The following is a 12,388-nucleotide window of genomic DNA, read 5'->3' as shown; positions in this document are numbered from 1 at the left end:
GCGAATCAATTTACTAAGCAACTGCGAATCAGCTCCCTTTACCCTTTCTGGCGACGGATCATGGATCAGTCGACCGGCAAGGCTCTCTCCAAAAAGTCGGCGTAAAAATCCGGGATTTCACTGCGCCGGATTCCGTCGGCGGTCTGCGCGACCGGGTAGTCCACCTGAATCAACTCATACCTGATCGAGTCGGCATCAAACCGCTTCTGAACGCCGGATGTGGTGATGAGCAGGTACGTCGCCAGCGGTAATGCTTCTTTGGATCGCCCGACCGAGCCGCAATTGATGGCGGTTTTGGCCGGAAAATCGGGTCGGTTTTGAATCGTTCGGACGTACGACTGGTGCGTGTGACCCATGATCAATACGTCGGCGTTTTGTTCGTCCATCATCGTCGCCAGCTCATCGGAATCATGGTCTTCGTAAATGTACTCGTCGATCGACCGGGTGCTGGCGTGGGTCAGGAGGATGGAAAGCGATGCATTCGCAAATGTAAATTCTACCCGGAGCTGGCGCGGCAGGCTGGCCAGAAACGACTTGTTTTCCGGCGTAATGTGCTGGCGGGTGTAGGCTATGGCGGCTATGCGGGCCTGCGTTTCGGAATCGCCGTGTTTCGCCAACGGAATAACCGGTTGGTCGAAGGCAATGCGTTCGTCGTGGTTGCCCATGATCGTCGGGATGCGGTTTCGCCGGATCAGGTCGATGACTTCGTTGGGCCAAGGTGCAAAATCGACCAGATCACCGAGGCAGAAAAGCTGATCGACCCGACGGTTTTCAATATCCTGTAAAACCGCTTCCAGAGCGGGCAAATTGGCGTGAATATCGCTGATGACGGCAATTTTTAACATTCTATAAACCAGAAAGTAACATCAATGCAAGCCACAAAGATAACGGTTGGCGGATTGACAAGACGGTAAAAACGAATCAGAAAAGAGACGCAGATCCCGAACGGGCGAAATCGTATAGTAAAAAGTGGTAAAATTTGCTTTATCTGATTGATCTACCTTTACCCTGAACCCTTAACGCCCGGATAGTTTATGAAATGGACCCAGGTTATTGATCCCCTGCAGAACCTCACGTTGTCCGTCCTCGTCGCGGCCCTCCCCATTCTCTTCATTTTCTGGGCGTTGATCATCCGAAAAATGAAAGGCTATCAGGCCAGTTTACTCGCCACGGTCATTGCCGCCCTGCTGGCCATTCTGGTGTACGGAATGCCGGTTAAACTGGCGGTTTTGTCCTTCGCCCACGGCGCGTTATACGGGTTGTTTCCCATTTGCTGGCTGGTGATCATGGCGGTTTTTCTGTTCAATCTGACGGTCAAAAGCGGGCAGTTCGAGATCATCAAACACTTCATGGCGGCCATCACGTCCGACCGGCGGTTGCAGGCACTGCTCATTGCGTTTTCGTTTGGCTCTTTTCTGGAAGGGACGGCGGGTTTCGGAGCGCCGGTGGCCATCACGGCGGCCATGCTGGTGGGGTTGGGGTTCAATCCGCTGTATGCGTCGGGGATTTGCCTGATTGCCAATACCGCCCCGGTGGCGTTTGGCTCCATCGGGATTCCCATCACCGTAGCCTCGCAGGTTTCCGGGATTCCGGAGTTGCCGATTTCTCAAATGGTGGGCCGCACGCTGCCGATTTTGTCGATTATTTTGCCTTTTTACCTCGTAACGATCATCGCCGGTTTCAAAAAAGCGAAGGAGGTGCTGCCAGCGGTCATGGTCTCCGGGATCTCGTTTGCGTTCCTGCAATGGTTTTCGTCCAATTACCTGGGGCCGTCGCTGCCCGACGTGATCGCGGGACTGGGCTCCATTATCTGCCTCATGGTTTTCCTGCGGTTCTGGAAACCCGAAACCGTCTGGCGGTTTGCCAACGAACCGGCTCCCACGTTCAACACCGACGTTTCGTATAGCAGCGGGCAGATGCTGCGGGCCTGGTCGCCGTTTCTGGTGCTGACCATCATGGTAATTGCCTGGGGTGTGCAACCGATCAAGGACGTACTCAACGCCGTGGGCATGATCCAGTTCGAAGTGCCCGGACTGCACAACGCAATTGTGGGTGAAAATGGAGCGGTTTTGCCAAAAATATTCAAATTCAATTACTTATCGGCGGCCGGAACCGCCATTCTCATCGCTAATCTGGTGGTGATTCCCTTGATTGGGTTAACCTACCGGGAGGCTGCCCGCATTTTCATCAGCACACTCAACCAGTTAAAATTTCCCGTGCTGACCATTGCTGCGGTTTTGGGTTTTGCCTACATCGTCAACGATTCGGGCATCACGCTCACGCTGGCGGCCGTGCTGGCCAATACCGGATTTTTGTTCCCCTTTTTCGCGCCAATCCTGGGCTGGCTGGGGGTGTTCATTACCGGCTCCGATACGTCAGCCAATGCATTGTTTAGCAAACTCCAATACGCGACGGCTCAGTCGATTGGCGTCGATCCGGTGGTAACGGTGGCCGCCAACGTGTCGGGGGGCGTGGTGGGGAAAATGATTTCTCCGCAGTCCATTGCGGTGGCCGCTGCGGCCGGCAGTTTGGTCGGGAAAGAATCGGAGTTGTTTCGCTTTACGGTCAAGCACAGTTTTATCATGCTGACGGTCATCTGTTTCATTACGCTGGCTCAGGCTTACGTCTTCCAGTGGGTCATTCCGACGTATGAAATGCTCAGCAACCAGAAAACCGTCGTGAGTCCGGACGCATCGCGGGGCTATCTGTATCTGGTGATTCTGGCACTGGTGCTGGTCGCTCTGGCCGCAACGATCCGGGTGATTGCGAAGAAGAAAACGCTACGATTTCATCAATCTGAGACCTAATGAAGATAAATGATCGAAGTCATGATCGGTAGTATGTAGTTGCATATCAAAATATAAAGCGGTAGCAGCAACCCATAAATCATTCTTGCCCATATTTCGGGCCGACATGCCGGGTGGAAGGGGATTCGATCTCAATTTTCCCTGACTATATGAATCGATTTGGGCATACAGTGTGATCAATGATCTGGAGACTTCGATCAAGGGGTAATAGTCCAAAACGAATTGTAAAAAGGTTACTTTTTGATAACCCCAATCGGCTTTTAGCGCAAAAGCTTCGAGTTCACCGGCAACAACCATAGGAATGACGGCCCGGTCCGGAAGTTTTTCTTTTCGTCGAATGTGTTCGATGATCAGGTTTGTATCAAAGACCATTGGCTGATGACTTGCGTTCTTCTTCTAAAATTTCGTCCATTCGCCGGTTTTCTTCATCCGTAAAACCCAGGTCTGGAATTTCTAACGGCTCTTTATGAGAGACTTCGTCCAGAAACCGTTGAACGCCCCAGCGGATAATATCCTCAGGTTTATATGAATTGGCCCCGCGACGCATTGGTGGAATGGGCTCAAGCGTTTTTTTAGTTTCCATTTTTTGTCCGCTTTTGTTCTCTCAAATTACACCAAAAACCTTTAATGAACCGTCTAAGTTCGTACCCTTTATTGTTTTGCAGCCACCCGGCAAGGTCTGAATGCGTTAGCGGTTCTGAAACCGCCCATCCACCAGTACGTCAGCAAACCGAAAGTCTTCCGTCAAAACCGCCAGATTGGCAACAAAACCGGTCTGAATCTTGCCCAGTGAATCCCCCAATCCAATGATTTCGGCTGGAACGGTGGCCGCCATCCGGAACACCTCGGCGGGTTCCAGACCCACGTGCTGAATGCAATTCTGGACGGCTTTGAGCAGGGTAATCGACGAACCGGCCAGTTTGCCTTCCGGATTGGTATAGCGTCCGTTTTCGTAGTGAAGGATAAAATCTTCGAAGGCGTAGGTGGGCTGGGTCGGGTTGGCAAAGGTTGCATCCGAAATCAGAAAGAGACGCTCGCCGAGCAGCCGTTTCGCAATCCGGATCGTGGCCCAGTCGCAGTGAAAACCGTCGGCAATGATGCTGGCCCGAACGCCCGGATGGTCGAAAACCGCCCCGACAACGCCCGGTTCGCGGCTTTCAAACGGGCGCATGGCGTTGTACAGGTGCGTCGAAAGGGTGATTCCGTGGTTGAATGCCCCGGTAGCTTCCGTGTAGGTGGCGTTGCTATGACCCAGCGACAGCAGGGTAGAAGCCTGACTGGCTTGTTCAATCAGCCTGGAAAGCTGCTCCGGACTGAAAATTTCGGGGGCAATGGTCAGCAACCGGATGACATCACGGCCCTTCTCAAACAACTCGACCAACTCGGCATCAGTAGGCTGGCGAACGTAATTCGCACTGTGCGCCCCCCGCTTCACGGCGTTGATATACGGCCCTTCTACGTGCAGCCCCAACACGCCATTCGGATTCGTTTGCCGCACCTGCCGCACGGCTTCAACGGCCTTCAAAATGGTTTCCAGCGAGGTTGAATACAAGGTCGGCACCACGGAGGTCGTCCCCGTTTTTAGGTGTGTTTCGTAAATGTGCACGACGGTTTCGGCGGTGGGCGATGCGTTCAGGAAAAAGTCGGAACCACCGTACAGTTGCAGATCGACAAAACCGGGAACCAGCCATTGTCCCTGAAGGTCGATGGCGTCCGGGTCGTCCGCTGTTCCGGCGAAGACCTCCTGGATCAATCCGTTCGAAATCCGCACCGAGGCATTCGGCAAAAGGGTCGTTCCGGTAAAAACCGTCGCGTTGGTCAGTGTTAGTTCGTGCATGGTTGCGAGGCCCTGACAGCGCCCGAAGACCCTGTCAGCGGCCTTTCGAGATTGGCTATATATTCCAGATTTCCCAGGCTTTTTCTGCCTGCAGGTGGAGCATCGGCAGTCCGTTATACGTCGCGGCTCCCTGTTCGCGTCCTTGCTGTAAAAACCGGGTTTCCGCCGGATTATAGACCAGATCATACAGCAAATGCCGACTCGTCAGCAGACCGTAAGGAATGGCCGGACTGGCTTCGACGTTGGGGTACGTACCGACGGGTGAGGTATTGATAATCAGGCGGTATTCGTCCAGAATCGTCGGGCTGATATTTTCGTAGGCCAGGGCTTCGGCGGTTTGCTGGCGGGAAACCAGCCGGTATCGGATCTGCAAATCAGTCAGGGCGGTGGTGACCGCTTTGGCCGCTCCGCCATTGCCCAACACCATCGCCTGGAGTGTTTCCGGCGCTAGGTCGAGCGACTTCAGCCAGACTTCCAGCGACGACCGAAACCCGTAGTAATCCGTGTTGTAGCCGATTTTTCGACCATCGGGCAAAATCCGGATGGTGTTGACGGCCCCAATCCGCCCGGCTGAAGCCGGATCGAGTTCATCCAGAAACGGTAGAACGGCCTGTTTGTGCGGAATGGTAACGTTCAGGCCAACCAGATCGGGAATTGAAGCGATCAGGTTTGGAAAAGTCGTCGGGTCGGGCAACTCGAACAGGTCGTAGCGACTGTCTGGAATGCCTTCTTTTTCAAACTTTTCAGTAAAATATTTCTGGGAAAACGAGTGGGTCAGCGGATACCCAATCAGTCCGTAACGGCGCATAGCAAAGGATAAATCGGTTGCCCAAAGCTACGACCAAAACCGGTAAACCCGACAAAAAAACGGCTAAATTGCCCCGTTGACCACCACCGAAAAAATGGCATCCCGAATCCGGATGGTGTCGGGCCGCGACCGGCCGGGCGAATCACTGTCGGGGTCGATCACAAACGTTGCGTTCAGATGGCCTTCGAGCTGGCGGCTGGTGGGGTTGTAGGCGTCGATGATGACCTCATTGGTCTCAGTATTCGATGCGTACAGGTTGTAGCGGTCGCCGGTCGTGTTGTCGCCAATGCGGGTGTATACCCAGGCCGAAAGCGGGGTGCCGTTGAGATCATCCCAGCGGATGGGCCGCAGCCGATAGGTGCCGGGCTTTGTGGGTAACTGATTAATACTGAGCCAGTCGACTTCGCCAGCGGTGCGGAACGTGCCGCATTCTTCCACCATGACATTGATGCTGTCGCGGTTCGCAAAGGTCGCCGTTGAAGCGGCCGACCATTCCTGCGAATTCTTCAATGCCATGAAATTGCCACAATTCGGGATCTGAGGAACCCCTATTTTTTTGTTGTCGCAATTCAGCATGGAACCAATCAAAGCCAGTAAAAGGATATTCTTCATGTGGATATAGGCGGGAAAAGGCAATACTATGTACAGTGACCATTTAGACGGGGTAATGGTTTAAAAGGCACATCAAAAAAATTAATTTATTTGATAAAATTCAGGCAGTCACTTTCCCGATTAAACTCGGATATTTGCAACCTGACTGTCGAGTAGTGTATGCACAACCTGATTCTCTTTGACGATCCAACGATTCGCACGGCTCTTCTGCCCTTGACCTTTACCCGGCCCGTGAGCGAAATCCGGATCGGCATCTGCACCATCACTGAAAAATGGGCCATCCGGCTCCAGACAACGCCTTCATTTTTGACGGATTTGTATCTGCAAATAAAGTATCCCTGTCGCACAATTCACGATAATTTTTTCGTAAACGGCGCTGTTTGCCCTACCAACGCCCTGATTAATGCGTTGAACGGGTTAAAACCGGAGTCGGGACTGGTAACGGCAGAGGGGTTGCTGCTGGCACTTCGCACCGAAAAACCGCTGGAAACCGCTCCCTCGGCCGACGATGCCGGTACCTGGGACGTATTCGGAGAGCCGCTGACGATTCTGAAAGACCTGCCGTCGATCTTTGTTCACAACGGCGATCAGATCCGAACCGACTTTGAACTGCTGACGGCGGGCCGGACTTCGCAGCCGATAACCGACCCGCACACCCGTTGTTACGCCCCCGAAAACATTTTTGTGGAAGAGGGCGCGGTGATTCGGGCGGCTATTCTGAATGCCGAAAACGGGCCGATTTACATCGGCAAAAACGCACTGATTCAGGAGAGTACGGTGATGCTGGGTCCGTTTGCACTCTGCGATAACGCCATGGTGAACTGGGGTGGCAAAATGCGCAGCAATACTACCATTGGGCCGTATAGCAAAGTGGGCGGAGAAGTCGGAAACTCGGTTTTTCTGGGCTACAGCAACAAGGGCCACGACGGTTTTCTGGGCAATTCGGTCATCGGCGCGTGGTGCAATCTGGGAGCCAATACCAACAACTCCAACCTGAAAAACGATTATACCAATGTGAACCTGTACAGCTATGCCACCAACCGGCTCGAAAACACCGGCCGGCTGTTCTGCGGGTTGATGATGGGCGATTATACGAAGGTGGGCATCAGCACGATGTTCAACACCGGCACCGTCGTGGGCGTGAATGCCAACGTATTCGGAGCCGGTTTTCAACCCAAACACATTCCCTCGTTTTCGTGGGGCGGTGGGGCTGAGGGGTTTACGGAATACCGGCTCGACAAAGCCTTGCAGGTGGCCCGCGAAACCATCGGACGCCGGGGGCTGGACTTTGACGAGGTCGAAGAAACTATTTTGCGGGAAGTGCATCGGCAGACGGCCAACCGGCGTCAGGAAGAAGCGGGAGAGGGGATTTGAACAGAAAGACGATAGGTTAAACGGCAGGATTTTCCGGCTTTTTTGATACCATGCAATTCAGCGAAATCATTGGACACGACGACACGAAGCGGGCGTTGACGCGGGCGGTTCAGACCAACCACCTGGCCCATGCCCAGCTTTTCGACGGGCCACCGGGCAGTGCGAACCTCGCGCTGGCGCTGGCTTTTGCGACGTTCATCAACTGCGAAAACCGGCAGGAACTTCCGGATGGCCTGGCCGACTCCTGCGGGCGGTGTCCGTCCTGTACGAAAATGAGTAAACTCGTTCATCCGGACCTTTCCATCATTTTTCCGGTAGCGGGCAGCAAGGTCACCAGCGAAACGTTCATGGCCGACTGGCGCAAGTTTGTTGCCCAACATCCCTACCGCGTGCTGGATGAGTGGCTGGCAGCGATCAGCATCAAACAGGGTAATATTCCGGTCGAGGAAGCGCGCGAGCTGATGGGCAAACTGTCGCTGAAAGCGTACGAAGGCGAGTATAAAATCGTGCTGATCTGGTGTGCCGAAAATCTGCATACCGCAACGGCCAACGCCCTGTTGAAATTATTGGAAGAACCACCCGCCCGAACGCTTTTTCTGCTGGTCACCAACCAGTCCGATAAACTCCTGATTACGATTCTGTCGCGGACGCAACGCGTGGCCGTGCAGGCGTTTTCGGACGATGAAGTGGCCACGCACCTGCGCCAGCACCTGAATCTGCCCGAAAAACGCGCCCGGGAAATGGCCTATCTGGCCGACGGAAATCTGTCGGAAGCCATTCGGTTGTCGGAAGAAGAACCGGAGCAGAAAGACGGTGAACCGGGGTCGGACCGGCACGCGTGGTTTGCCGAGTGGATGCGGTTCTGTTATCGCCAGGACCTGATCGCGCTGGTCAAACAGGCGGATGGATTCGATGCGCTCGGGAAAGAAAAGCAACGCGGTTTGCTCGACTACAGCCTGAACCTCTGCCGCGACCTGTTTTTGTGGAAACACGGCGTCAACGAACTGTTGCGACTCCCCGCCGAAGAACGTACGTTTGTGGAGAACTTTGGCAAAGTACTCGAACCGGAACACCTCGAACACATGGTCGGCAACCTGAACGAAGCGGTATTTCACATTGAACGGAATGTCCGCGCCAAAATGGTAATGATGGATTTGTCGCTCACGTTCAGCAGCCTGATTCGCAACGGAAAATGAAAAAACCGACGCAGAAGGCTTCGGCCGAGCGCCCCAAACAGGTCATCGGTTTTGCCGACCGGGTGGATTTTCCGGATCTGGACTGGACCGACATCGAAGCCAAAATCGACACCGGGGCCTATACTTCCGCCCTGCATTGTACCGACGTAAAACTGGTGTCTAACGGCGACCAGTCCCGGTTGCATTTCACGCTGGCGGGCGCACGGGGCCGGAAAAAAAAGCAGTTTGTAACCGACTTTTTTCAATACAAAACCGTTAAAAACTCATTCGGACAATCCGAAAAGCGGTTCGTCATCCAAACCCGCGTTCTGGTGATGGGGCGGCTCATCCGGGCCGAATTTTCGCTGGCCAACCGCGGCACGATGCGCTTCCCGGTCTTGCTGGGCCGCAAACTATTGCGTAACAAATTTGTTGTTGACGTATCACTGCAAAACGTTTCGTATCAACTCAAACAACAGACGCCGAAATCCTGATTTCTATCGCGAAAACCGGGTCTGTGCTTCCCTGACTCTACACCAACCGACTTTCCTTCTTTACGGATATGCGTATTGCCATCCTGTCTACCAATCCCGACCTGTATTCCACCCGGCGATTGGTCAAAGCTGCCGAGCAGCACGGACACGAACCCGTTGTGATCGACCACCTGCGGTGCCAGGTGATGATCGAAGGCGGAAAACCCGAAGTTCTTTACAAAGGCCAGCCGCTGGAGCAAATTGACGCCATTGTGCCGCGGATCGGGGCTTCCGTTACCGACTACGGCTGTGCGGTGGTTCGCCAGTTCGAGATGATGAAAGTGTTCACAACGGCCCGATCCCAGGCCATTACCCGCTCCCGGAATAAGCTGCGGAGCTTGCAGGTGTTGTCGAAAGCGGGCGTAGGGTTGCCCAAAACCGTGTTTGCCAAACACCCCAAAGACGTCGATCAACTGATTGCGCTGGTGGGTGGTCCGCCGGTGGTGATCAAACTGCTCGAAGGCACGCAGGGGCTGGGCGTGGTGCTGGCCGAAACCGCCAAAACCGCCAAGTCAACGATCGAAGCGTTTTACGGTCTGAAAGCGAATGTGTTGATTCAGGAATACATCGCCGAAGCCAGAGGGGCCGACATCCGGGCGTTCGTCGTGGGCGGGCGCGTGGTGGGGGCCATGAAACGTCAGGGCAAGGAAGGCGAATTTCGGTCCAACCTGCACCGGGGCGGTTCCGGTCAGGCGGTTTTGCTGACGCCCGACGAGGAATGGACGGCGGTCAATGCCGCCAAAGCCCTGGGCTTGCGGGTCGCCGGGGTCGATATGCTGCAATCCCAACGGGGACCGCTGGTGCTGGAAGTCAACTCGTCGCCGGGGCTGGAGGGCATCGAAAAAACAACCGGGATCGACATTGCCGGTCAGATTGTGGACTTCATCGAGGAGAAAATTCCGACGGATGAAAACGATACGGTGGGGGTGTGAAGAAGATGAATGATAAATGTAAAATATCGAATGCTAGATGTAAAAGTTGAAACCAGCGGGCGAATCACTTTTACATTCAGCATTCGATATTTTACATTTATCATTCCTTTAACTACCGTCTCTTTGGTACATTTGCCGGCATGAAAATAAAAATTGGAACGCGCAGCAGTCGGCTGGCACTTTGGCAGGCCTATTACATTCAGGATCTGCTGAAAGCGGCTGAGGTCGAGTCGGAACTGGTGCTGATCGAAACCAAAGGCGACCAGATTCTGGATCGGTCCCTATCGAAAATTGGCAGCAAGGGCGTTTTTACGCAGGAACTGGAAGACCAGCTCCGGGCCGGCACCATCGACATTGCCGTTCACAGTGCCAAAGACCTGCAATCGTCGCTGCCAAACGATCTGGCGATTATTGCCTTCACGGAGCGCGAACGGGTCAACGACGTGCTGGTGAGCCACGACAAAAGCCTGTCGCTGACCGGTGGCCGGGAGTTTGTCGTCGGCACCTCCTCGACGCGCCGGGTGGCCATGCTGAAGCACTTTTGCCCGCACATTACCACCGTCGACATGCGCGGCAACCTGCAAACCCGCCTGCGAAAACTGGAAGAGGGGCACTGCGACGCGTTGCTGCTGGCCTACGCGGGCGTTCACCGGATGGAATACGACGATATGATTGCCGAATACCTGCCGACGCAGGATTTTACGCCCGCCGTTGGGCAGGGCAGCGTGGCCATCGAAGCGGCTGCCAGCCTGCCGATCGACAAACTCAACACGGTTCGTCAACTCACCAACCACGCGCCCACCGAAGCCTGTCTGAAAGCCGAGCGGGCCTTTTTACGGAGGCTCGAAGGCGGTTGCAGCATCCCGGTTTTTGGGCTGGCCACCTTGCAGGATGAGGAACTGACGCTGACCGGTGGCGTCGTGAGTCTGGACGGACAAGAGCTGTTGCGGGAACAATTCAGCGGGCCGTTGGCGGATGCCGAACAGATTGGGCACGATCTGGCGGAAAGTTTATTAGCGAAAGGGGGGGACGAAATTTTGCGGGCAGTTCGCCAAAACTTGTAACTTGTCGGCTCAAGCCATCTGCCACCGTTTCCCATGATTAAAATTGCCCAAACCGAAGCCGATCTTCGCCGTTGTCTGCCCGCTCTGGTAACCCTGCGGCCGCATTTGACCGAAGAACAGGCACTCCGACAGATATTTTTGTTGCAGGAAGAGGACCGCTACGTGGTCGCTTTCGTCGATCATTCGGATCAGAATCCGTCCGAAACCGAAGCCCCGGCGGCCATTGGCTACCGTTACATGAACCTGCTTTTCAGCGGTAAAACCCTGTACATCGATGACTTGTCGACCCTGCCCGACCAGCGCGGGAAAGGCTACGCCAGCCAGTTGCTCGACTTCGTGATCGACGAAGCCCGCAAAGCCGGTTGTGTGGCCGTCACGCTCGATTCGGGCCACAAGCCCGAACGGTACGATGCCCACCGGCTGTATCTGAACAAGCGGTTTAACATTGTCAGTCACCACTTTGCGTTGAAATTATCGTGAAGACGAAAGAGGAGAGAAGAAAGAATAAAGAGAAATCTAACTCATTTGCGATGCGGATCATTGTTCTGTTTATATGCCTGTTCGTAACCGGGTCGGTTCTGGGCAAGAAACCTTCCAAACGCAAGGATTATCTGGTGACGATCCAGACCGATTTTGGCGTCATGCGGTTGATTCTTTACGACCAGACGCCGAAACACAAGGCGAATTTTATCAAGCTCACCCAGGAAAAGTTCTACAACGGGTTGCTGTTTCACCGGATCATCCAGAATTTTATGATTCAGGGGGGCGACCCTAACTCCCGGACGGCCCAAGCCGACCAGATGCTGGGCAATGGTGACGTGGGCTATACCGTACCGGCCGAATTTGTGCCGGAATTGTTTCACAAAAAAGGAGCACTGGCGGCAGCCCGCGATAACAATCCCGAAAAAGCATCGAGCGGATGCCAGTTTTACGTGGTGCAGGGCCGGGTTTGGGATGATGAAAACTTTCAGAAACAAACCGAGCGAATCACCCAGTTGAAAGGACGACAGCCAACCGACGCGCAGAAACAGGTTTACCAAACTCTGGGCGGGACCCCGCACTTGGACGGGAATTACACGGTTTTTGGCGAGGTTATTGACGGATTAGCCGTGGTAGACAGCGTGGCCAAACAACCCGCCAATCCACTCAATCGCCCCCTGAAAGACCTTCGCATGACGGTTTCGGGCGAGTGGATGAAGAAGAAAAAAATTACGAAACAGTTTGGGTATACCTATCGGAAGTAATT

General features: G+C 54.2%; 14 protein-coding genes. 8 read left to right on the top strand and 6 right to left on the bottom strand.

Translation table 11 applies throughout. The features are described 5' to 3' along the window. Positions 1-65 precede the first annotated feature (65 nt). On the bottom strand, positions 66-845 hold the full coding sequence (locus ACS5NO_RS22995; RefSeq protein WP_439417307.1) for a metallophosphoesterase family protein: 780 nt from the start codon (positions 843-845) through the stop codon (positions 66-68). A gap of 189 nt (positions 846-1,034) precedes the next feature. On the opposite strand from ACS5NO_RS22995, the gene ACS5NO_RS22990 reads away from it, so the two are divergent. After that, positions 1,035-2,807: an L-lactate permease gene (locus ACS5NO_RS22990; RefSeq protein ID WP_439417306.1), complete on the top strand. Its 1,773-nt coding sequence runs from the start codon at positions 1,035-1,037 to the stop codon at positions 2,805-2,807. Here ACS5NO_RS22990 and ACS5NO_RS22985 read toward each other — a convergent pair. From ACS5NO_RS22985 to ACS5NO_RS22965, 5 genes are all read right to left on the bottom strand, one after another. After that, positions 2,781-3,179 carry a type II toxin-antitoxin system VapC family toxin gene (locus ACS5NO_RS22985; RefSeq protein ID WP_439417305.1) on the bottom strand — a complete coding sequence of 133 codons (399 nt, stop codon included), beginning with the start codon at positions 3,177-3,179 and terminating at the stop codon, positions 2,781-2,783. The two genes, ACS5NO_RS22990 and ACS5NO_RS22985, sit on opposite strands and share 27 nt — an antisense overlap. Continuing rightward, positions 3,169-3,390, bottom strand: coding sequence for a hypothetical protein (locus ACS5NO_RS22980; RefSeq protein WP_439417304.1), 222 nt, complete (start codon positions 3,388-3,390; stop codon positions 3,169-3,171). The genes ACS5NO_RS22985 and ACS5NO_RS22980 overlap by 11 nt, the downstream gene beginning before the upstream one ends. A gap of 105 nt (positions 3,391-3,495) precedes the next feature. Further along, positions 3,496-4,644 (bottom strand): N-acetylglucosamine-6-phosphate deacetylase, encoded by a 1,149-nt coding sequence (nagA, locus tag ACS5NO_RS22975; protein WP_439417303.1) that lies wholly within the window; start codon positions 4,642-4,644, stop codon positions 3,496-3,498. Between the two features lie 55 nt (positions 4,645-4,699). Further along, the gene (locus tag ACS5NO_RS22970; protein WP_439417302.1) at positions 4,700-5,452 is read right to left on the bottom strand and encodes a shikimate dehydrogenase family protein; all 753 of its coding nucleotides are present in this window, start codon (positions 5,450-5,452) and stop codon (positions 4,700-4,702) included. Positions 5,453-5,515: 63 nt separating this feature from the next. Further along, a complete protein-coding gene (locus tag ACS5NO_RS22965; protein ID WP_133299901.1) occupies positions 5,516-6,064 on the bottom strand; it encodes a hypothetical protein in 549 nt (182 codons plus the stop codon). 159 nt (positions 6,065-6,223) lie between these two features. On the opposite strand from ACS5NO_RS22965, the gene ACS5NO_RS22960 reads away from it, so the two are divergent. From ACS5NO_RS22960 to ACS5NO_RS22930, 7 genes are all read left to right on the top strand, one after another. Continuing rightward, positions 6,224-7,438, top strand: coding sequence for a GlmU family protein (locus tag ACS5NO_RS22960; protein WP_439417301.1), 1,215 nt, complete (start codon positions 6,224-6,226; stop codon positions 7,436-7,438). 50 nt (positions 7,439-7,488) lie between these two features. Next, a complete protein-coding gene (locus tag ACS5NO_RS22955) occupies positions 7,489-8,634 on the top strand; it encodes a DNA polymerase III subunit (RefSeq protein ID WP_439417300.1) in 1,146 nt (381 codons plus the stop codon). Next, on the top strand, positions 8,631-9,107 hold the full coding sequence (locus ACS5NO_RS22950) for an ATP-dependent zinc protease family protein (RefSeq protein ID WP_439417299.1): 477 nt from the start codon (positions 8,631-8,633) through the stop codon (positions 9,105-9,107). The genes ACS5NO_RS22955 and ACS5NO_RS22950 overlap by 4 nt, the downstream gene beginning before the upstream one ends. Before the next feature lie 68 nt (positions 9,108-9,175). Continuing rightward, the gene (rimK, locus tag ACS5NO_RS22945) at positions 9,176-10,078 is read left to right on the top strand and encodes a 30S ribosomal protein S6--L-glutamate ligase (protein ID WP_439417298.1); all 903 of its coding nucleotides are present in this window, start codon (positions 9,176-9,178) and stop codon (positions 10,076-10,078) included. A gap of 140 nt (positions 10,079-10,218) precedes the next feature. Beyond that, on the top strand, positions 10,219-11,142 hold the full coding sequence (hemC, locus tag ACS5NO_RS22940; protein ID WP_439417297.1) for a hydroxymethylbilane synthase: 924 nt from the start codon (positions 10,219-10,221) through the stop codon (positions 11,140-11,142). A gap of 33 nt (positions 11,143-11,175) precedes the next feature. Beyond that, the gene (locus tag ACS5NO_RS22935; protein WP_439417296.1) at positions 11,176-11,622 is read left to right on the top strand and encodes a GNAT family N-acetyltransferase; all 447 of its coding nucleotides are present in this window, start codon (positions 11,176-11,178) and stop codon (positions 11,620-11,622) included. A 50-nt stretch (positions 11,623-11,672) separates the two neighbouring features. Continuing rightward, positions 11,673-12,386, top strand: a complete 714-nt coding sequence (locus tag ACS5NO_RS22930; RefSeq protein ID WP_439417295.1) for a peptidylprolyl isomerase — start codon at positions 11,673-11,675, stop codon at positions 12,384-12,386. The last annotated feature ends 2 nt before the right edge of the window (positions 12,387-12,388 follow it).

The sequence above is a fragment of the Larkinella fluvii genome, assembly GCF_051857545.1.
GTDB lineage: Bacteria > Bacteroidota > Bacteroidia > Cytophagales > Spirosomataceae > Larkinella.
Note: the sequence above shows the minus strand (reverse complement) of the source record. Positions and strands in the feature narration are given on the sequence as shown.

Bases quoted from the DNA above. Each gene is read 5' to 3' on its own strand.
- ACS5NO_RS22970 (WP_439417302.1), bottom strand. From the start codon at position 5,452: ATGCGCCGTTACGGACTGATTGGGTATCCGCTGACCCACTCGTTTTCC.
- rimK (WP_439417298.1), top strand. From the start codon at position 9,176: ATGCGTATTGCCATCCTGTCTACCAATCCCGACCTGTATTCCACCCGG.
- nagA (WP_439417303.1), bottom strand. From the start codon at position 4,644: ATGCACGAACTAACACTGACCAACGCGACGGTTTTTACCGGAACGACC.
- ACS5NO_RS22990 (WP_439417306.1), top strand. From the start codon at position 1,035: ATGAAATGGACCCAGGTTATTGATCCCCTGCAGAACCTCACGTTGTCC.
- ACS5NO_RS22930 (WP_439417295.1), top strand. From the start codon at position 11,673: ATGCGGATCATTGTTCTGTTTATATGCCTGTTCGTAACCGGGTCGGTT.
- hemC (WP_439417297.1), top strand. From the start codon at position 10,219: ATGAAAATAAAAATTGGAACGCGCAGCAGTCGGCTGGCACTTTGGCAG.
- ACS5NO_RS22950 (WP_439417299.1), top strand. From the start codon at position 8,631: ATGAAAAAACCGACGCAGAAGGCTTCGGCCGAGCGCCCCAAACAGGTC.
- ACS5NO_RS22985 (WP_439417305.1), bottom strand. From the start codon at position 3,179: ATGGTCTTTGATACAAACCTGATCATCGAACACATTCGACGAAAAGAA.
- ACS5NO_RS22935 (WP_439417296.1), top strand. From the start codon at position 11,176: ATGATTAAAATTGCCCAAACCGAAGCCGATCTTCGCCGTTGTCTGCCC.
- ACS5NO_RS22965 (WP_133299901.1), bottom strand. From the start codon at position 6,064: ATGAAGAATATCCTTTTACTGGCTTTGATTGGTTCCATGCTGAATTGC.
- ACS5NO_RS22995 (WP_439417307.1), bottom strand. From the start codon at position 845: ATGTTAAAAATTGCCGTCATCAGCGATATTCACGCCAATTTGCCCGCT.
- ACS5NO_RS22980 (WP_439417304.1), bottom strand. From the start codon at position 3,390: ATGGAAACTAAAAAAACGCTTGAGCCCATTCCACCAATGCGTCGCGGG.
- ACS5NO_RS22960 (WP_439417301.1), top strand. From the start codon at position 6,224: ATGCACAACCTGATTCTCTTTGACGATCCAACGATTCGCACGGCTCTT.
- ACS5NO_RS22955 (WP_439417300.1), top strand. From the start codon at position 7,489: ATGCAATTCAGCGAAATCATTGGACACGACGACACGAAGCGGGCGTTG.